We start from the raw sequence: 19,174 nt of genomic DNA, 5'->3' as shown, positions 1-19,174 counted from the left end.
TCACCGAGGTGAATGTCCCCGGCGTCGGCCAATGGGAGCTTCCAATACCCCGCCCGCAGTGTCAACCCTTCTTGCAACAATGCGGCGCCGCTCGGTGGCCCTGAATCGCCCCGGGCTCGGTGGAGATTTCACCGGCGTACTCGCACCGGTGCGAGTACGCCGGTGGGGCAACGCGGGAAGCCCGCCAGGCTGATCCCGCATCGGTGCCACACGGCCCTACCGGCTCACGCACGTGCCGATCCCACGGCCAGGCACTGGTAGTGGCTCTCGAAGTGCACCAGGGGGTCGGCGGCGCCGTTCCGGTCGCACCACACGGGCTGCCCCAGCACGAGCAGGTGGTCGGCGGCGGCGACGGTGCGCTCGACCCGGCACACCAGGGCCGCCATCGCCTCGTCGATCACCGGGACGTCCCGGACCAGCCGGTGGCCGATCCCGGTGAACCGCTGCTCGGCCGGTGCGGTGGCGAACCGGTCGGCCAGGTCCTGGTGACGGCGGCCGAGGAGGTTGATGCCGAAGGCACCCTGGCCGGTGATCGCGGCCAGGGTGCTGCTGCTCCGGTACAGCGACACCAGCACGAGCGGCGGGCTGAGCGAGACCGAGGTGAAGGAGCTGGCCGTGCAACCGGTCGGCCGGCCCTGGGCCGTGGCGGTGACCAGGGCGACCCCCGTGGCCCAGCGGCGCATGACGCTCCGCAGGGCCGGTCCGGTGACGGCCGGGGTCTCCGGCCGGGGCGTCGCCGGACCGGTCACGGTGCCGGGATCCGGCCCGGCCGTCACGGCACCCTCACCGGATCCGCGACCTCGTTCGGCGGGCTCGCGGCCGACTCGGCTGCCGCCAGGTCCGCCTGATGTGCCGTCGGGTCCCCCAGTGCGAGGTGGCATTCGGCGCGCTGTCGCAGCAGGTCGGCCCGGTCGGCGCCGGGCAGCAGCAGTGCGGCGGTGTAGTCGCGGCGGGCCGGCTCCCAGTCACCGGCGCTCTGGTGGACGTAGCCACGGTTGTAGAGCAGGTCCGGATTGTCGGCCTCGATCGTCAGCGCCCGGGTGAGGTCCGCGACCGCGGTGCGGTGGTCGCCCGTCTCCAGGACCAGGGCCGCGCGGTTGGCCAGCGCGCTCACCAGGTCCGGCTCGGCGGTGAGCGCCAGGTCGAAGTCGCGCAGCGCCTCCTGGTCGGCGCCCGCGTCCAGCGCCAGCAGCCCCCGGGCGCACAACAGGCGGGCGTCGCCCGGATGGTGGCGCAGCCCCTCCTCGACCTGGGTCAGCGAGCCCGCCGCGTCGCCCTGCTCCCGCAGCAGGCTGGCGAGGTTGATCCGGGCGTCCAGCTCGTCGGGTTCCAGGTCGAGCACGTACGACAGGTCCGCGATCGCGCCCGCCAGGTCACCCAGTTCCAGGCGCAGGTCGGCCCGGTTGTAGTGCATCTCCCAGAACGGCGCGGCGAAGGTGATCGACTCGCTGTAGTCGGCCAGCGCTCCGGGCAGGTCGCCCATCCGGCGCCGCAGGTCGGCCCGGTCGAAGTAGTAGTCCGGGTAGTTGGGATCCAGCTCGATGACGGTGTCGATGTCGGCCAGCGCCTCCTCCAGCCGGCCGAGCACCGTGTACACCCGGCCCCGGTTGTGCACCAGCACGGAGCGGTGCAAGCGGTGCTTCTCGGCGGGGAGTTCGCGGTCGATGTCGGCCAGACCGGTGCTGACCAGGCGCAGCGCCTCGGCCGGGTTGCCCAGCTGGAGCTCCACCAGGGCCAGGCCGTTGCGGTTGAAGACCGACTGGAAGACGCGCTGGTCGTGGTCCGGCAGCAGGGAGGCCATCGCGAGCACGTTGTTCAGGTGGGCCTTGGCCAGCTGGTGGTCCTTGTGCTCGGCCGGGTAGTAGCGGGTGTAGAGCATGGCGAGGGCGTAGCCGGAGAAGATGTGCAGCATCGGCTGGTCGAACATGGCGCGCAGCTCGATGTAGCGCCGTTCGGCCTCCTCCGGCCGGCCGAGGATCGACAGCGCGGTGGTGACCTTGGTGCCCAGCATCCAGTACTTCCGGGGGTCCTCGGCCGGGTCCATCAGGGCCGTGCCACGTCCGGCCACGTCGAGCAGCGCGTGGTAGAAGCCCATCGAGACCAGGTACTCGGCGGCTTCGAGGAACGCGTCGGCGGCCGCTTCCCGGTCGCTGCCGTGCTCCAGGTGATAGAGGATCGCCCCGAGGCACAGACTCCAGTCCCCGCCGCGGCGCAGCTCGGCCGCCCGCCGGTCGTGCAGTCGGGCCCGCTCGGCGGCGTCGAGGCGGCGGTAGGCGGCTTGTTCGGCGGGGTCGTGGGAGGTGCCGTCGGACTCGACGTAGGCCAGGGCCGACTTGTGACGGTCCATCAGGTCTTCGTGCTCGCCGGGTTGTCGGGCGAGGGTGTGGGCGAGGGTGTGGGTGGCGTGGGCGGCGAGAGCCGTGGTGAGTTCGGGGATCAGGTCGGCGCCGCCGGTGTGCACGGTGACCGTCACCAGGTCCGGCAGGGCCCGGCGCAGCAGGATGGAGAGGAACTCCTGGTCGGTGTGATCGGCCTCGTCGACCCGGTCGAAGCGCAGGGCCAGCGCGTGGCCGCGCCCGCGGGCGTGGCCGTGCAGGAACTCGATGATGCCGTGGGCGAGACGGCGGGTGCGCTTCGCCGGGTAGAGGCGGGTGCGCTCGTTGGGCACGGCCAGTGAGGTGAGGGTCTGCGGTCCGGCGCCGATCAGGTCCTTGAGCTCCGGAGCGGCGGACAGGATTTCGACGGCGTGGTGCGCCACGAGCTCCGGGCGGGCCCGGTGCGCGTCCGGCACCAGTGCGCGCAGCAGGGTGCCCAGACCGGTGTACGGTCCGCGCAGCCGCCGGTGGCAGTCGGCTCGGGCGTCGTACCGGTCGTCGTACCGGTCGTCGTGCGCGGTGCCTTCGGGCTGGACGCGCCAGGTGTGGGAGGTCACGGGTTTTCCTTTCGTGAGTGCGCGGGCGGGTCACGCGGCGGCGCGGCGTTGCCTGCGGCCGACCAGCAGGGGCAGCACGACGACCTGGACGACGATGACGAGCAGGGCGACGGCGGCGTCCCAGAGCCGGCCGTCGCCCAGCGAGCGGTGCGCGATGCCGTCGGCGAGCCGCCGGGCGAACGTCACGGCCGGCAGGACGACGGTGAACACGGCGGTGACCAGCAGGACGGCGGTGCCGATCGCGGTCAGCAGGGCGTACCAGGGGGCCAGTGCCCGCTCCCGCGCCGTCCAGCGGTCCTCCGCCCAGCCGCCCCGGCCCAGGCGGTGGCGCAGATAGGCCGAACCCACCTCGTGCAGGTCGGCGCAGCCCAGGGCCGTGGCGAGGACGTAGTAGAGGTCGGTGCGCAGGAAGATCAGGAACTGCCAGGCCAGCCGGGGCAGGATCACGTACGCCACGGCGAGGGCGAGCCGCCCGGCCCAGGACGGTCCGGTCGCGAGGTCGGCCGCCGCCGCGAGGGTGAGCGCGCCGAAGAGCACGACCTCGCCGAGCATCCCGGCCAGGAAGGGCAGGTAGCGCTGCGCGGGCCGCACACCGAACAGCGCGTTGAGCCGGGTCTCGAAGACCACGAAGTAGAGCCGCCGCCCGACGCCCAGGCCGGTGGGCAGGCCGAGCCTGCGGCCGGCCAGGACGTGCCAGCCCTCGTGCCAGAGCATGAGCGGCATCTGCAGCGCGGCGAGGGTCACCTCCACCGCGACCAGGGACGGGACGAAGAACAGGTTCCGGGTGTGCGGCTGCAGTCGGGGCTCGTGGATCATCGCCGCGATCGCCAGTGCGGTGATCAGCGCGTAGCAGCCCCAGGCGAGCGGCGAGAACATGGCACGTCCCCAGGCCTGGAGGCGTACGGGCACGGGCTCGGCGGCGGCGCCGGGCTCGTGGACGAAGCCGAGATCGCGCATGGTCTCGATGAAGTCGGCCAGGTCGACCGGCTCTCCGTAGACCGCTTCGTACCAGGCGGCGGCCTCGGCGGGCGGCATGCCGTCGGCCAGGCGTCGCAGCAGCGCCGCGCCGTCCTCCGGGAGCAGCGCGAAGGACCCGGTGTCGGGCCGGCCCACCAGCGTGCCGTCGCGTTCGGTGACGAAGGTGAGCGGATGGAACGCGAGGTCGGCGGTCGCCATGGTCTCTCCCTCGGAGGGGTGCGGGCCGCTCGGACGGGTGCGGCCCGCTCGGGCGGGTGCGGCGGTACGAGCCCGGGCCCGCGTGCTGTGCCGCACGCGGGCCCGGGGGTGTCACCGGGTCAGCAGACCGTGAGGATGTAGGACGCCGGCGAGGTGAGCTTGATGGAACCGGTCTTGCGCACAGTGATCTTCTTCATGGTTCGACTCCCTTGATGAAGAGGCGGGTTGGCGCCGCCCGCCCTGGAGGCGGATCGGCGAGTCCGACGATGGCACGGCGCCCGGTGGGCGGACATGGGTAGTCGGTCCCCGTCTTCCTGCCGGGAGCCGGGACGGAAAACGGGGGCCCGATCCCCATACCGGGGCGGCCGGGCTCGGACACCATCCATGACATGCGAAACGACGCCCTCTCCGTGATCGCCTGCGGCTCGATCGCGGCCAAGGACCTGCCGAGCTACCTCGTCTTCCTCCGCCAGGAGATCGACCTGCCGTTACGGGTCCTGCTGACCGCGAGCGCCGCGCGCTTCGTCCAGCCCCAGGTACTGGCCTGGCACGCGGACGAGGTGTACGTCGCCGACGACCCGGCCCTCAACCCCACCGAGTTCGCGCACCGCTCGCTCGGCCTGGTGGTGCTGCCCGCCACCGCCAACACCCTGGCCGCGGCGGCACTCGGGCTGGCCGCCACGCCGGCCCAGACGGTCCTGCTGGCCCACGAGCGGCCCGCACTGTTCTTCCCGAACATGAACGGCTCGATGTGGCGCAAGCCCGCGACCCGACGTCATGTCAGCACGCTGCGCGCCGACGGCCACACCGTGGTCGAGCCGACCGAGCGCGAGATGTTCCTGCTCTGGCAGAAGGAGAACGGCGTCGGGCCCGCCATGCCGGGGCCGGACGAGGCCGCCGAGACGGTCGTGACGTGGCTGGAGGAAGCCCTCAACGGCGACGACGAGCCGGCTTAGGGTCCCCCTTGATCGGATCGGCCTTGATCGGATCGGCAGACCGGAGGGGAGCACGATGACGGAACCGCGTGTGGACCGATCCAGTGGACTCGTCGGACGCGAGGACGAACTCGCCCTGCTGGACCGCGCCCTGCGGGACGCGCGGACGTCGCGGGGCGGCACGGTGTGCGTGATCGGAGAGCCGGGTATCGGGAAGACCAGGCTGGCCGGCGAGGCGATCACGCTGGCCCGGGAGGCCGGGATGACCGTGCTCAAGGGCCGCTGCGTCGCCACCGGCCCGGCCGTGCCGTACCGGTCGCTCACCGAGGCACTGCTGTCACTCGCCCGTGCCGGCGGCGCGCCGCCCACCGACGCGCTCGGACCGTACCTGCCCGTGCTCGGCCGCCTGGTGCCCGAGTGGGCGATCGGGGACGCCTGCGACCGGTCGCCGATCGTGCTGGCCGAGGCCGTGCTCCGGCTGGCCGCCGCCTGCGGACGGGAGCGCGGCTGCCTGCTCGTCATCGACGACCTGCACGACGCGGACCTCGAGACGCTCGCGGTCCTGGAGTACCTGGCGGCCAACCTGGCCCTGCTGCCGGTCGCTGTCGTCGCCACCCTGCGGGACACGCCGGGCACCGCCCACGCGCTCGCGGACACGCTGGCCCAGCGCGGGGAAGCCGGCCTGCTGAGACTCGGCCGGCTCGGCGCCGCGCAGGTGCACGCGCTGACCGCGAGCTGTCTCGGCTGCCCGCCGGACGAACTGCCGGTGGCGGTGTCCGACCGGGTGCTCGCCGACAGCAGCGGAATCCCGTTCACCGCCGTCGAGTTGATCCGTGGCATGCGCGTCGAGGGCCGACTCGTCCGCACCGAGGACCGCTGGCGGCTGGTCGGCACCAGCCGCGCGGCCATCCCGTTCACCCTGGTCCGGGCGGTCGAGCAGCGGGCGGAGCGGCTCGGAGCGCAGACGCTCCGGCTGCTGTCGGCCGCCGCGGTGCTGGGCCGCAGCTTTCCGCTGTCGGTGGCGGGGCGCTGTGCCGCGCCGGACGGCCACGAGGCCGCCGGCTCGCTGCGCTCCGCCGTCGTCGACGGCCTGCTGGTGCCGGACGACGAGCGTGGGCCCGACTGGTACGCCTTCGAGCATCCGCTGACCCAGGAGGCGTTGCTCGACCGGCTCACGCCGGCCGACCGGGCCGAGCTCGCCGCCCGGGCCGTGGCGGCCATGAACGAGCTCGAGCCGAGCCTGCCCGGCACCTGGTGCCTGCTGGCCGCGCGGCTGCACGCGCAGGCGGGGGACCGCCGGACCGCCGCCGTCCGCTACCTGGAGGTGGCCCGCCGTGCCCTGGCCGGCCACGGGCCCGGAACGGCGATCGCGGTGCTGCACGAAGCCCGGTCGGCCCTGGGGCCCGTCGACGGATCGGACCTCCACCTGCCGGACGACGCCGTGCCGGCCGGCGTGCGACGGGAGTTGCTGGAGACCCTGCTGCTCGCCCTCGCGGACGACGGCCGGTTCGAACGGGCCACCGAGGTGGCGCGGCAACTGCGCCGGGCCGATGTCGAGGCCGATCCGGGACGCCGGGTCGAGCTGCACGTGCGGCTGGCCTGGGCGGCGCAGGTGGCCGGGCAGTGGGACGCGGGACTGGAACAGGTCCGCGCGGCCCGGGAACTGCTGCCCGAGGGGGCGGGGGCGCGGGACACCGCGGGCATCGACGTGGTCGAGGCCTACCTGATGGTGTCGACGGCGGAGCAGGGGCGGATCGGCCGCAGCGAGCAACTGGCCCGCCGGGCGATCGAGGGCGCGGAACAGCGCGGTGACCACGCACTGGCCTGCCAGGCGTGGTACGCGATGGGTTTCGCGACCCGTGGGCGCTCCCTGGCCGAATCCGACCGGTGCTTCCGCCGCACGCTGCGGATGGCCGCCGAGAGCCGCCAGGTGAGCTGGCACAACCACGGGCTGATCGGCCTGGGCAGCAACGCCTGGCTCGCCGAAGCCGACCTGGACGGGCTGCACCACGCGCACCAGGAGACGATGCGAACCGGTTGCGTGAGCCTGGCGCACAACGTCGGGGCGATGCTGGCGCTCGACGCGGTGCTGCGAGCCGACTTCGACCGGGCCGCGGCCCTGCTGGACGGCTCCAGGGCCGAGACCGAGCGACTGCAGTTGCACTCGGTGACCCGGTACGCCCTGATGGTGGGCGCGGTGGCGGCCGCCCACCGGGCCCGCAGGCCCCAACTGCGGGCGGCGCTCGCCCGGTTCCGGAGCAGCGGTGGGAACGAGTCGCGGGAGGCACCGCTCGTGCTCGGCCTCGCCGAGCTGTTCTGCGCGCTACTGGAGGAGGACCACGAGCAGGCGGCGGAGCTGGCCGCGCGGCTGACCGCCGCGGTCCCGCCGGACGAGGAGAACTACTTCCACCTCGCCGGCAGCCACGGGCTGGTCCTGCTGCTGTCCGTGCTGGCCGGGCGAGCCGACTGGGCGGAGGTCGAACGGATCACCGCGAGCCAGGCGGGCCGGATGCGGTGGAACCGGCAGTTCGTCGGCTTGGCCCGGGCCGTCCTGTACGGGCGGGAAGGCCGCCGGGCCGAGGCGGTGGCGGCGTGCCGCGCCGCACAGGCCGACGCGGTGGTCTTCCCGACGGCTCGTCACCTCGGCCTGCGTCTGGTCGCCGACGCCGCGGTCACCGACGGATGGGGGGCGGTCCGTGACTGGTTGACGGAGGCCGAGACGTACTTCCACCACTCGGGTGTCGACGCCGTCGCCGCCGCGTGCCGTTCCCGGCTGCGTTCGCTGGGCGCTCCGGTCGGGCAGCGCCGCACCGGCACGGACCGGATTCCGGCCGAACTCGTCGCGCTCGGCGTCACCCCGCGCGAGTACGACGTCTTCTGCCTGCTGGTCGAACGGGTCGGCAACAAGACCGTGGCCGCCCGCCTGCAGATCTCTCCCCGGACGGTCGAGAAACACATCGCCAGTCTGATCGGCAAGACCAACTCCGCCACCCGCGCCCAGCTGTGCGATTTCGTGGCGGACTTCCTCGCCGCACGCTAGGGCCCGTCAGGGCCTGCCGAGGCCTGCCGGGAATCCGACGCACCCCCCTGTCGAAAGTGGGTGATGGTGTGCCAGAGTCGTGGAGTGACGGTGAAGGCGACTCGGTCGGTTCCGCTGCCCGCGGCGTGCGGCGCCTGGTGGCTGCCCGCACTGTCCCCGGCCGAGCGCGATGCCCTGCCGCCCGGACGAACGCCACGCTGGGCCGAGTCGGTGGAGCAGACGCTGCGCCGCGCCGAGTCGGCGCCCGGCGGGCGGATCCGCTCGCTCCCCGGGACGGGCCCCGAGGGCCGACTGCTGCATCCACTGCGGCCGTTCCTGCTGACCGCCTCCCGCCAGTTCGCGGCGGCGAACCCTGCCGCGGCGGACCGGCGAGTGGTGTGGGCCGGTGCACGGCGCCACCTGGCCGACGGCTTGGTGCGACTGGCCGGACGCACACTGGTGCGGGAGCTGGGACAGGCGCGCCGGGCCGGAACCTTGACCGGGCAGGACGGCCGGGAGCGGTTCGACGCGTTCCTGCGCGAGATCGCCGCCGGGCCGGCCCTGGGTGCGGTGCTGCACCGTCATCCCGTGCTGGCCCGGCTGCTGGCCGAACGGTGCATGCGTACCGTCGCCGCGGCCACCGAACTGCTGGAGCGGCTCCACGTGGACCGGGAGCAGCTCGCCGCCGCCCTGCTCGACGGCGAGCCCGGTCGTCTGACCCGGGTCCGCTTCGGACTGGGGGACCCGCACGCGGCGGGCCGGTCCGTCGCCGTGCTGGAGTTCGACGGCGGGCGGCACCTGGTGTACAAGCCGCGCCCGCTCGGTCTGCACGCCCGGTGGAACGAACTGCTCGCCTGGTTCGGCGAACGCCGGCCCCGACTGGCGGCGCGAGCCGTTCGGTTGCTGCCGCGGGCGGGGTACGGCTGGGCCGAGTACGTCGAGCCGCGCCCGTGCCGGGCCCACGCCGACGTCGGGCGGTTCTACGAGCGGCTCGGCGCCCAACTCGCGCTGCTGCACGCGGTGAACGCGGTCGACATCCATGCCGAGAACCTCATCGCCGCGCGCGACCAGCCGGTCGTGGTGGACGTGGAGACGTTGTTCCACCCGTGCTGGGTGCCCGTCACCGACGGCGGCGCCGATCCGGCCGCCCGGGAGCTCGCCGCGTCCGTGCAGCGGACCATGGTGCTGCCGAACCGGCGCTTCGGCGAGGGCGGTTCACTCGACCTCTCGGCACTCGGTGGCCAGGCCGGCCAGTGGACGCCGGACCCGGTGCCCGGGTGGGCGGACGCGGGCACCGACCTGATGCGGCTGGTCCGCCGCCCGGCCCGCTGGCCCGGTGCCGACAACCGCCCGATGCTGGCCGGGAGACCCGCCGATCCGGCCGACCAGCTCGACCGGCTGCTGTGCGGATTCCGTGCCGGCTACCGGGCGATTGCCGCACACTCCCATGAACTACTCGGTGAGCAGGGGCTGTTGTCCCGCTTCGCGGATGAGACGATGCGCCTGGTCGCGCGGCCCAGCCAGAGCTATGCGACGCTGCTCGCCGAGGCGACCGAACCGGAGCTGCTGCGCGACCACTCCGGTCGGGAGCGGGCCTTCGCCGCACTGGACGACGAGACCGGCCACCCGCACCTGCACGTGCTGGCACCCCACGAACTCACCGACCTGCTCGCCGGCGAGATCCCGTACTTCACCGTGACCCCCGCTGCCCGCACCCCGCGGACCTGGGACGGTCGTGAACTCCCTTTCCGGCTCGACGAATCCGGGACAGCGGCCGCCGCGAGGACGATCCGGGGGATGTCGGAGGGCGACCTCGACCGGCAGGCATGGCTGATCCGCGCCTCCCTGGCCGCCGGACGACGGTCTCCGGGCCGCTGTGCTCCTGGGCGCCGTGCTCCTGGGCGCCCCGCTGCCGAATTCAAGGACGCCCACGACGATGACCTCGGTGCCCGGGCGCTGGAGCTCGCCCGGGGGATCGGGGAGGACCTGCTCGCCCGGGCCTGCCGGGGCGAGGGCCGGGTGAACTGGCTCGGGCTGCAGGAGACCGGGCCAGGACAGTGGGCGGTGCTGCCGATGGGCATGGCGCTCGGCGACGGCTACACCGGCCCGGCGCTGTTCCTCGCCGAGCTGGGCCGACTCACCGGGGCGGTCCGCTATCAGGAGGCCGCCGACCAGGCCGTCCGCGCCCTGCCCCAGCTCCTGAGGCTCCTGGCGGAGCACCCCGAACTCGCGCGTGCCGTGGGGCCGGGCGGTTTCTCCGGGCTGGGCGGCATCAGTTACGCCACCGCCCGGCTCGCCGCCCTGCTGGACTCCCCGGAGCTGAGCGCCGCCCTGCCCGCCGGCCTCGCCGCACTGCACACGGCCGCCGTCGATCCGGCGGCCCCCATGGACATCGCCGACGGCCTGGCCGGTGCCCTGCTCGCGGCCGAGGCCGTGCACGCTCAGACGCGGCTGCCGGAAGCCGCCGAACTCGCCTACACCGTCCGGACCTTGGCGGGCCGTCGGCCCCGTCCTGAGCGGCCCGGCTTCCTCCACGGCCACGAGGGCGTCGCGTGGGCCCTGCGGGAGCGAGCGGCGGTGGACCCGGCGGACTCCGACGGCCCCGGCCGGTGCCCGGACCGGGTCGGCCGGGCGCCGCGCGCCCGCGAGGCGGACCAGCGCCTCGCCCTGTTCGCCGACCGCGGGCCGATGCCGGACCACTCGCTCCGCCACGGCGAACTCGGCCTGCTGGAACCGCTGGTGGAGCCGGCGTCGACCGATGCCGGCCGGCGCCGTACGGCCGCTCGACTGGTGCGGTCCGTCGAACAGCAGGGCGCCCGTTGCGGGACCCCCGGTGAGGTGCCCACACCCGGCCTGCTGACCGGACTGGCCGGCATCGGCTACGGCCTGCTGCGGCTCGGCTTCGGCCCCAGGATCCCCTCGGTGCTGCTGCTGCGACCAGCAGCGGCACCGGGGCCCGTCGAACGAGAAGGAGGGCATCACCATGATGGACGGCGGACTGCTCGAAAGAGTGGACAACGAGCCGCAGGAGACCGACGAGCGTCGTACGGCGGCTGACCACGCGGCCCGCCGGGCCCGGCTGCGGGTGGCGATCCTCGCCGGCCTGACCGTCGGCTCGGCCGGCGTGGTCGTCCTGGACCAGGGGGAGCCGATCACCACCACCGTGTCGAGTTACACCATCTGAGACGGCGTCACCGTCCGGGACAGGTGGTGGGGCCGCCCTCGGGCGGCCCCACCACCGAGCAGGCCGGCCGGCCTCCGACGTGTCCGGGCCGCCGTCGGGTGGTCAGCCCGCCAGCGGGAATTCGCACCAGACGTTCTTGCCGCTGCCGAGCGGCTCGACGCCCCAGCTCCCGGTGAGGGCGTCCACCAGCAGGAGACCGCGGCCGGAGGTGGCGGTCTCGCCAGGGGTCCGACGGCGCGGCAGGACGCTGGAGCGGTCCCGGATCTCCAGACGGATGCAGGGGGTGCCGCCGGTCCGCAGTTCTATGGTGAGCAGTGCGCCCCCGTCGGTGTGGACGAGGGCGTTGGTGATCAGTTCGTTCGCCGTCAGTTCGACGGCCGGCAGGAGGTCGGTCGCACCCCACGCGGCCAGTGCCTGGCGGAGCATGGCCCTGGTCTCCGTCAACCCTTCCGGATCGGCCTGGTGGACGTGCTGGGTCATCCGCCGGGTGGCGTGGGCGCCGGGTACGGCGGTGCGGTGCAGCAGCAGGAGCGCCATGTCGTCGCTGCTGCCGAGGCGGCTCGGATGGCCGCCGCAGAGGTGGTCGGCGAGCGCCTCGGTGTCCTGTGGGCCGTCGCGCAGGGCGGCGGCGAGGGCTTCGATGCCGTCCGCGATGTCCCGACCGGGGTGTTCGACCATCCCGTCGGTGCACAGGAGCAGGGTGTCCGCGGGGTTGAGGTCGAGACGGGTCTCGGGGTAGCCGTCCTGGCCGAACACCGTGGCCACGCCGAGCGGCAGGCCGCCGCGGACGCTGACCCAGCCGGTGACGCCGGTACCGCGCCGCACGAGTGGTTCGAGGTGGCCGGCCCGCACCAGGCGCAGTGTTCCGGTCTCCAGGTCGGCGTCGACGTAGATGCAGGTCGCGGACCGCTCGGTGTCGAGATCGGCGAGGAATCCGGAGGCGCGGGTCATGACCGTGGCGGGGGTGTGTCCTTCGGTGGCGTAGGCCCGTAGGGCGATCCTCAACTGCCCCATGATGGCGGCCGCGTGGCTGTCGTGCCCCTCCACGTCGCCGACCACGAGACCCACCCGCCGGCCCGGCAGGGGGATGACGTCGTACCAGTCCCCGCCCACCTCGCGTCCGCTGCGGCCGGCCCGGTAGCGGACGGCCACCTCACCGCCGTTGATCTCGGGGATCCGGCGGGGCAGCATGGTGGTCTGGAGCGTGGTCGCGAATTCGCGTTCCTGGTCGAAGAGCATGGCGCGTTGCAGGGACTGCGCGACCGCACTGCTGAGCGCGATGCAGATGTTGCGGTCCTCGGTGCTGAAGTGGTGCCTGTCCCGGTAGAACAGGCCGAGCGCGCCGATGGAGCGGGCCTGGGCGGCCAGGGGCAGGAAGGCCGCCGCCTCGATCCCCATCTCCTCGGTGTAGGGCAGCAGGCGGGGGTAGCGGGTGGTGAGTTCCTCCCTGGTGCCGAGGAATCGCGGGCGTCGGGTGAGCACGGCCTCGGACAGCGGGAGGCCGTCCCCCAGATGGGTCATGGACAGGTCGTCCCGGGCCCTGAGTTCCGCCGACGGCTGCTCGGTCGCGGCGACGAGGCGCATGACGTCGCCGTCCACCAGCCCGAGGGCGAGCCCGTCCGCGCCGAAGCGGCGCAGGCCTTCGCTGTCGGTCAGCACGTCGGTCACGTCGCGGACGGTGACGGCGCGGGCGAGGGCTTCGGTGGTGGCGCGCACGGAGTCGGTCTGGCGGCGCCGGTCGGCGGCGAGCGTACGCATCCCCTCGGCGTGGGCCAGTTCCTCCTCGGCGTTGCGGACGATGCCGACGATGCGGTACGGGCGCAGCTGCGGGTCGCGCAGGATGCGCCCCTGCGTGTGGGCCCAGCGCAGGGTTCCGTCGCGGCAGATCAGGCGGAAGTAGGACGCGAAGGTCAGGTGTCCCTCCCGCAGCGCGAGTGCCACGGCCTCGTCGAGCCGCTCGCTGTCCGTCGGCACCACCCTCGCGGAGAGTGACGCGGGATCTCCGTCGAACTCGTCGGCCCGCAGGTCGAACACTTCCAGGCCCGTGTCGTCCAGATGGTAGGTGCCCTTGTCGAGGTCCCAGTCGAAGCTGCCCATGCCGTTGAGCGCCAGCCGGTCGTTGGCCGCGGTCGGCTCGGTGTCGTTCCGGGGGGCCGATGACGGCGCGGGGGTGCCGACGGACACGCGGCCGGTGATCTCGGGGTCGTGGCCGCCCGGAGACCTGGACGTGTTCGCCATGGCAGGGCTCCCGTCCGATCGATGGCCCGCTGCCGGATCATCCGCGACCCGTTCCCGCCGCTGCGGTCACGCGGTGGAGTGGTGTACGCGCGCGACCACGGGGCGCGGCGGGAGCTCTGTCGCCCGCGCCGGGTCCGTTCCTGGAACGCCTGGTCAGTCTATCCACGGGGCGAAGGCTCGGCATGGACGCGTGAGCCGTGGGGCGGGCCTCCACGACCGCCGTGGCGGGCCGGGCCTTCCCGGCTCCCGGGCCGACCAGGAACGCCGCCGCCGGTTGCTGATCGGCTTTAAGGCCCGCCTCTCGTCTTTGCAAGTGCACGCTGACGTCAGTCCACGGGCGCACGACACATCGGTGCGAGAAGCGAAGCCTTGGCAGCCAACTGCCGGAGCACAGCGCTTGGGCCAAGTGCTCGGCGCGGCGCCCCAGGGCCTCCGTCATCGGACTTCGGGTTCGGTCAGCGGTGGACGCGGATCGGCAGGCAATGCTCCGGCAGGCTTCGCCCAGCTGCTGTCCGCCTCCAACCGCTCGGCGAGGGTCTGCCACGGTCCGTGTCGTTCAGGGAGATCGTGCCACGGAGCCCCGGTCTGCAGCTGACTGTCGCGAGGGCGGCAACTCAGGCATCGGCGTCGGGGGCTTGGCGCGGCGCGCGGAAGAGGCACCCGGTGGCGGCGGCGAGCACGATGACGGCGACGACGACGAGGGAGGCCGACAGGCCGCTGATGAAGGCGTCCTTGACGGCCTGCGCCAGGGCGGGGCCCTGTGCGCCGGCGTGTTGGGCCACCTGCAGGCCGGCGGCCGCGGAGTCGCGGACGGAGTCGGCGGCGTGGGGCGGGAGCTGGTCGATGCTCGCGGGGAGGGCGTCGCGGTAGTGGCTGCCGTAGACGGAGCCCATGAGGGCGATGCCGATGGCGGAGCCGACTTCGCGGGTGGTGTCGTTCATCGCGGAGGCCACGCCCTGCTGGCCGCGGCCGAGGGACCCGGTGATGGCGGCGGTTCCGGCGGCGCCGGTCAGTCCGATGCCGAGGCCGCACAGGACCAGCCCGCCGAGGAAGGGCAGGTACCCGGAGTCGGCGTGGATGCGGGAGATCGTGAACAGGCCGCCGCTGAGCAGGGTCAGGCCCGCGACCATGACGGCTTTCATGCCCAGGCGGGCGACGAGGTGGGGGGTGATGTGGGAGGTGGGCAGGACGACGACGGCGACGGGCACGAGGGCGACGGCGGCCTTCAGGGGGCTGTAGCCGAGGATGAGCTGGAGGTACTGCAGGCCGACGAAGAAGAACCCGAAGACGGCCATGAACTGCACCAGCACGGTGACGGCCCCGGCACGGAAGCCCGGGATGCCGAACAGGTGCGGGTCGAGGAGCGGTTGGTCGTTGCGCAGCCCGAAGAAGGCGTAGGCGGCGAAGCCGACGACGGTGACGGCCAGGGTTGCGAGGACGACGGGTTCGCTCCAGCCCTGCTCGTTGCCCTCGACGATGGCGAAGACCAGGCAGCCGATGGCGACAGCCGTGCAGGTGGCACCGATGACGTCGGGCCGGTGGGGGTGGGGGTCCTTGGTGTTGGGGGCCAGTGCCGCCGCGGCAGCCCCCGCGACCAGGGCGGTGACGGCGCTGGCGACGAAGATCGAGCGCCAGGAGAACTGCTCCAGCTGGGCGCCCGCGGCGAGCATGCCGATGATGGCGCCGGCCGCGGCGAAGCCCGACCACACCGCGACGCCCTTGGCCCGCTGCTCGGGCGGGAAGGCCGCGGTGATCGTGGACAGGGTGCCGGGCATGATCATGGCCGCGCCGATGCCCATGACGATCCGCCACACGATCAGGTGGGCGGTGGTGTCGGAGAAGGACGCCGCGAGGGAGGCGGCGCCGAAGACGACGGTGCCGGCGACCAGGACGTGGCGGCGGCCGATGCGGTCTCCGATCGCGCCGAGGGGCAGGACAAGTGCGGCAAGCGCGACGGTGTAGGCGTCGGCGATCCAGGTGAGCGAGGCGTTGGTGGCCGACAGGTCCACGGCGAGGTCGGGCAGGGCCAGGTTGAGGGCCGAGACCGACGCGACCACCAGGACGAGCGCCAGGCACATGGAGAACAGGACGCCGCGGTGGCCGGCCCGGCCTGCGGCGGCCTCCTCGGATGCCTGAGCGGGGGTACGGGGAGTTGTGGTCATGTCGGGTCACGTCCCTTGGAAGGGTGGCCGGTCGGTGAGGCGGCGAGCCTCGATTTCCGATGAGAGCATCAACTTCGATGGAGGCATGCAGGGTGGGGCGTGTCCTGGTCGACTGTCACCGTTTCGGGGGTCGCGGAACGCGTGGGGCTCGGGCCTGGGGGCCGTGATGGCCTCGCAGCGTTATGCGCCGACGGCGGGTGCGCCCGTGCGGAAGGTGACGTCGTCGCCGGCGAGCCGGGCTTCCAGGCCGCCGGCGCTCGTCCGGAGGGCGTCGAGGTGAAGGCCCTGGGGGATGTCGTGCAGGGGAATCGGCTGGTCGAAGATCTTCGCGAGCAGCTGCGTCCCGGGGCCGGGCAGGTTGCCGGACACCGGATGGAGGTCGGTGAAGACGATGGTGTTGCCGGTGCCCGCGGAGACCTTGGCGGTGAGGGTGGCGGCCCCGACCAGGGGCAGGAGGACCTGCGCGTCGACGTAGCCGGGCCGGTCGCCGGCGGTGATGCCGAGGCCGAGGGCGCTGGAGAGGTCGTCGTAGGACAGGAAGGCGCTGGCCTCGGCGGAGTCGGCACGGGCCGCCCGCTCGTCGCCCGACTGCCGCACCCCGGTGAGGTCGAGGTCGAGGCGGGTGACGGGCAGGCGGCCGTCGTGGGCGGGTATGCCGTGGGCAGTGATGCCGACGTGGTCCAGGCGTCCGGCGACGACCTGGCTCAGGACGGGGAAACCGTCGATGGTGACCTGGGGCGCCCGGGAGGTGCCGGTGGCCTGCTGGAAGGCGTCGGCAGTGCGGTGCTGGACGTACTGGGCGACTGCGCGGTCGGCCCCGGTCGTACCGAGCGCGAGGGCCGCGAGGGCCGCGGTGGCGGCAAGGGCAGGGTGGCGGCGCGCTGCGAGAGGCAAGAGGGGCACGGGGGCTCCTTGTGGACAGGCGGGTGAGGTGCGCCCGCGTGGTGTTGCCGAAGCCGGGCTGGGCTGGGCTGGTGCAGGACCTCGAGGGCGGACGCGCGGCGGGTGAGGGCGATCACGTACTCGGTGTCGCCGCCGTCTGCTTGGCCGCAGCTTCGCGATCGGGCTCGGGGTCGGTGGACCAGTGGGGCTCCGGGGTTGCGGTCCGGGCCTTGCCGCCGGGGCGCGGTGCGATCGCGGCGCAGGCGATGGCGGCGACCGCCAGAATCGCTGCGATGACTTCCATCGCGGAGGTGAAGCCGGACATGAAGGCGTCGCGGACCGCGGTGGCCAGCGCGGACCCCTGGGCGCCGAGGTGGGCCGCGACTTCGAGTCCGCCGGCGGCGGAGTGGTGCACGGTCTCGGCGGCCTGGGCGGGCAGGCGGGACAGGTCGTCGGGCAGTGCGGAGCGGTAGTGGCTGGAGAACACCGAGCCCATCAGTGCGATGCCGATCGCGGAGCCGACCTCGCGGGCGGTGTCGTTCATGGCCGAGGCCACCCCCTGGCTGTCGGGGCCGAGGGAGTCGACGATGGAGCTGGTGCCGGTGGCGCTGGTCAGGCCGATACCGGCCCCGGCGAGGATCAGGGCGCCGAGGAAGGGCAGGTAGCCGCTGTCGGCGTGCAGGCGGGTCAGCCAGAACATGCCGCCTGCCAGGCACAGCAGGCCTGCGGGCATGACCGCCTTGACGCCCAGGCGCTGGGCCAGGCGCGGTGTGACCACTGAGGTGGGCAGGACGACGGCCGCGACCGGGACCAGTGCGACTGCGCTGCGCAGCGGGCTGTAGCCGAGGATCAGCTGGAGGAACTGCAGGCCGACGAAGAAGAACCCGAAGACGGCCATGAACTGCACCAGGATCGCCAGCGTGCCCGCGCCGAAGCCGCGCAGTTTGAAGAGGCGCGGGTCCAGCAGCGGGTGTCGGCTGCGCAGGCCCAGCACCACGTAGGCGGCCAGCGCCACCGCGGCGACCGCGAACGCGGCGGGGACCTCCGGGCGGGTCCAGCCCCGGTCGTTGCCCTCGATGATCCCGTAGACCAGCGCCCCCACCGCCAGTGCGGTGGTGGCCGACCCGGGGAAGTCGAAGCGCTCCCGCACCGAGCTGCGGGTCTCCGGGGCCAGCAGCAGCGCGGCGAGCGCGCACGCCATGGCGGTGGCCCCACTGGTCCAGAAGATCGACTTCCAGGAGAACTGCTCCAGCAGGCCGCCGGCGACGAGCATGCCGATGATGGCCCCGGCCGCGGCGAAGCCGGACCAGATCGCGACCCCGCGGTCCTTCCTGTCCGCGGGGAGGACCGCGGTGATCGTCGACAGCGTCCCCGGCATGATCATGGCCGCGCCGACGCCCATCACCACCCGGCACACGATCAGGTGCGAGGTGGAGGAGGAGCAGGCTGCGAGGGCCGCGGCGGCGCCGAAGACGACGTTCCCGGCGATCAGGACCTTGCGGCGCCCGATCCGGTCACCGAGCGCACCCAGCGGCAGGACCAGCGCGGCCAGGGCCACGGTGTAGCCGTCGGCGATCCAGGTGAGCGCCGAGTTGGTGGCGCCCAGTTCCACGGCGAGGCTCGGCAGCGCGAGGTTCAGCGCGGAGACCGAGGCCACGACCAGGACGAGGGAGAGGCACATGGCGAAGAGCACGCCGCTCTGGCCGCCACGACCCGTTCGGACAGGGGAGTTGCTGAACGCGGGCGTTTTCATGCCCTCATCGTAACTGATGGCTTCATCAGTTACGACCAAAGAATCAGGTGCGCTCACAGGGCTGGGGAGTACGGCAGGCCCCCGCGCCGTGGAACGGTGCGGGGGCCTGGAGTGGGGTTCTGGCCGGCAGGCCGGGGTCAGGGGAGGTCGGGCAGGGGGCCGGTGGCGATCTCGCACGCCTCCTCGGCGGGGAGCCCTAGCATGCGCAGGATCATCTCGGCCGTCTGCTCGCCGGCGGCTGCGCCGAGGTCGCGCGCCGAGTTGAGCTGGAGCAGGCCGATCAGCGCGCCGCCGACCGCCGACAGGGCCACGAGCGGGTCGTCGAAGGTGAAGCGCCCGGACGCCTTGCCGACCTCCAGGTCGCGCAGGGCACGCGGCCCGAGCCCGGTGGCGGCGTTGATGTGCGGCAGGCCCCGCAGGCGCAGGATCTGGGTGATCTCGGGATGCGAGGCGGCCAGCCGCAGCGTGAGGCGGACGCTGATGGCGAAGACCGCGGCCGGGTCGTCGATGCCTTCGGTGACGCTGTCGAGCAGCTGGCCGTACTCCTCCAGGGCGTCGCCGACGGCGGCGTCGAAGAGGTCGTTCTTGGTCTCGAAGTGGTTGTAGAACGTGCCGAAACCCACGTCGGCGCGTTCGGCGATCTCCTGGATGCTGGCCGAGGTCTCGCCCGTCTCGGCCAGGATCTGCCGCGCGGCGGCGATCAGCGCCTGGCGAGTGCGCGCACGGCGGCGCTCGAAGCGATTCGCACTGGCGGGGCCGTCGGTGGTGTCGAGCTGGTTCGGCATACCGCCAGTCTAGGCGCATTCAGATCTGATGACTCCATCACTCTGGGCCTTGACGATTGCTCTGCCAAGACTGATGCTTCTATCAATTCAGAGCTTCTCATCAGAAGC

General features: G+C 73.3%; 12 protein-coding genes. 4 read left to right on the top strand and 8 right to left on the bottom strand.

Going from position 1 to position 19,174, the window contains the following annotated elements; genetic code table 11:
* Nucleotides 1–224 precede the first annotated feature (224 nt).
* Genes ACYP53_RS24600 through ACYP53_RS24590 form a run of 3 tightly spaced genes read right to left on the bottom strand, consistent with a single transcriptional unit; the run spans nt 225 to nt 4,108 of the window.
* Complete coding sequence (locus ACYP53_RS24600) at nt 225–749, bottom strand: flavin reductase family protein (protein ID WP_459648986.1); 525 nt, start codon at nt 747–749, stop codon at nt 225–227.
* Nucleotides 750–772: 23 nt separating this feature from the next.
* Nucleotides 773–2,932: a tetratricopeptide repeat protein gene (locus ACYP53_RS24595; RefSeq protein WP_459648985.1), complete on the bottom strand. Its 2,160-nt coding sequence runs from the start codon at nt 2,930–2,932 to the stop codon at nt 773–775.
* Between the two features lie 30 nt (nt 2,933–2,962).
* Nucleotides 2,963–4,108 carry a hypothetical protein gene (locus tag ACYP53_RS24590; RefSeq protein WP_459648984.1) on the bottom strand — a complete coding sequence of 382 codons (1,146 nt, stop codon included), beginning with the start codon at nt 4,106–4,108 and terminating at the stop codon, nt 2,963–2,965.
* 389 nt (nt 4,109–4,497) lie between these two features.
* Here ACYP53_RS24590 and ACYP53_RS24585 point away from each other — a divergent pair, with 389 nt between their 5' ends.
* From ACYP53_RS24585 to ACYP53_RS24570, 4 genes are all read left to right on the top strand, one after another.
* Complete coding sequence (locus ACYP53_RS24585) at nt 4,498–5,064, top strand: flavoprotein (protein WP_459648983.1); 567 nt, start codon at nt 4,498–4,500, stop codon at nt 5,062–5,064.
* A 70-nt stretch (nt 5,065–5,134) separates the two neighbouring features.
* Nucleotides 5,135–8,083: an ATP-binding protein gene (locus ACYP53_RS24580; RefSeq protein WP_229929010.1), complete on the top strand. Its 2,949-nt coding sequence runs from the start codon at nt 5,135–5,137 to the stop codon at nt 8,081–8,083.
* 90 nt (nt 8,084–8,173) lie between these two features.
* The gene (locus ACYP53_RS24575) at nt 8,174–11,119 is read left to right on the top strand and encodes a type 2 lanthipeptide synthetase LanM family protein (RefSeq protein ID WP_459648982.1); all 2,946 of its coding nucleotides are present in this window, start codon (nt 8,174–8,176) and stop codon (nt 11,117–11,119) included.
* Nucleotides 11,046–11,246: a hypothetical protein gene (locus tag ACYP53_RS24570; RefSeq protein ID WP_459648981.1), complete on the top strand. Its 201-nt coding sequence runs from the start codon at nt 11,046–11,048 to the stop codon at nt 11,244–11,246. Before ACYP53_RS24575 ends, ACYP53_RS24570 begins: the two co-directional genes overlap by 74 nt.
* A gap of 102 nt (nt 11,247–11,348) precedes the next feature.
* Here the strand turns inward: ACYP53_RS24570 and ACYP53_RS24565 are convergent, their stop codons facing one another.
* The 5 genes from ACYP53_RS24565 to ACYP53_RS24545 all read right to left on the bottom strand — a co-directional run bounded on the left by ACYP53_RS24565 (nt 11,349) and on the right by ACYP53_RS24545 (nt 19,066).
* Entirely contained in the window at nt 11,349–13,484 is a 2,136-nt protein-coding gene (locus ACYP53_RS24565) for a SpoIIE family protein phosphatase (RefSeq protein WP_459648980.1), read from the bottom strand.
* A gap of 614 nt (nt 13,485–14,098) precedes the next feature.
* Complete coding sequence (locus ACYP53_RS24560; protein ID WP_189922183.1) at nt 14,099–15,646, bottom strand: MFS transporter; 1,548 nt, start codon at nt 15,644–15,646, stop codon at nt 14,099–14,101.
* Between the two features lie 180 nt (nt 15,647–15,826).
* A complete protein-coding gene (locus ACYP53_RS24555) occupies nt 15,827–16,549 on the bottom strand; it encodes an LmeA family phospholipid-binding protein (protein WP_459648979.1) in 723 nt (240 codons plus the stop codon).
* A gap of 112 nt (nt 16,550–16,661) precedes the next feature.
* Complete coding sequence (locus tag ACYP53_RS24550) at nt 16,662–18,281, bottom strand: MFS transporter (RefSeq protein WP_189922188.1); 1,620 nt, start codon at nt 18,279–18,281, stop codon at nt 16,662–16,664.
* Between the two features lie 137 nt (nt 18,282–18,418).
* Complete coding sequence (locus tag ACYP53_RS24545) at nt 18,419–19,066, bottom strand: TetR/AcrR family transcriptional regulator (RefSeq protein WP_459648978.1); 648 nt, start codon at nt 19,064–19,066, stop codon at nt 18,419–18,421.
* Nucleotides 19,067–19,174 lie beyond the last annotated feature (108 nt).

The sequence above is a fragment of the Kitasatospora sp. Ki12 genome (assembly GCF_054601375.1).
The sequence above is the reverse complement of the archived record's forward strand: the minus strand, read 5'-3'. Positions and strand labels throughout refer to the sequence as shown.

What these genes read in the sequence shown, in the direction of transcription:
- ACYP53_RS24590 (WP_459648984.1), bottom strand. Translation starts at nt 4,108, where the DNA reads ATGGCGACCGCCGACCTCGCGTTCCATCCGCTCACCTTCGTCACCGAA.
- ACYP53_RS24585 (WP_459648983.1), top strand. Translation starts at nt 4,498, where the DNA reads ATGCGAAACGACGCCCTCTCCGTGATCGCCTGCGGCTCGATCGCGGCC.
- ACYP53_RS24570 (WP_459648981.1), top strand. Translation starts at nt 11,046, where the DNA reads ATGATGGACGGCGGACTGCTCGAAAGAGTGGACAACGAGCCGCAGGAG.
- ACYP53_RS24565 (WP_459648980.1), bottom strand. Translation starts at nt 13,484, where the DNA reads ATGGCGAACACGTCCAGGTCTCCGGGCGGCCACGACCCCGAGATCACC.
- ACYP53_RS24560 (WP_189922183.1), bottom strand. Translation starts at nt 15,646, where the DNA reads ATGACCACAACTCCCCGTACCCCCGCTCAGGCATCCGAGGAGGCCGCC.
- ACYP53_RS24550 (WP_189922188.1), bottom strand. Translation starts at nt 18,281, where the DNA reads ATGAAAACGCCCGCGTTCAGCAACTCCCCTGTCCGAACGGGTCGTGGC.
- ACYP53_RS24545 (WP_459648978.1), bottom strand. Translation starts at nt 19,066, where the DNA reads ATGCCGAACCAGCTCGACACCACCGACGGCCCCGCCAGTGCGAATCGC.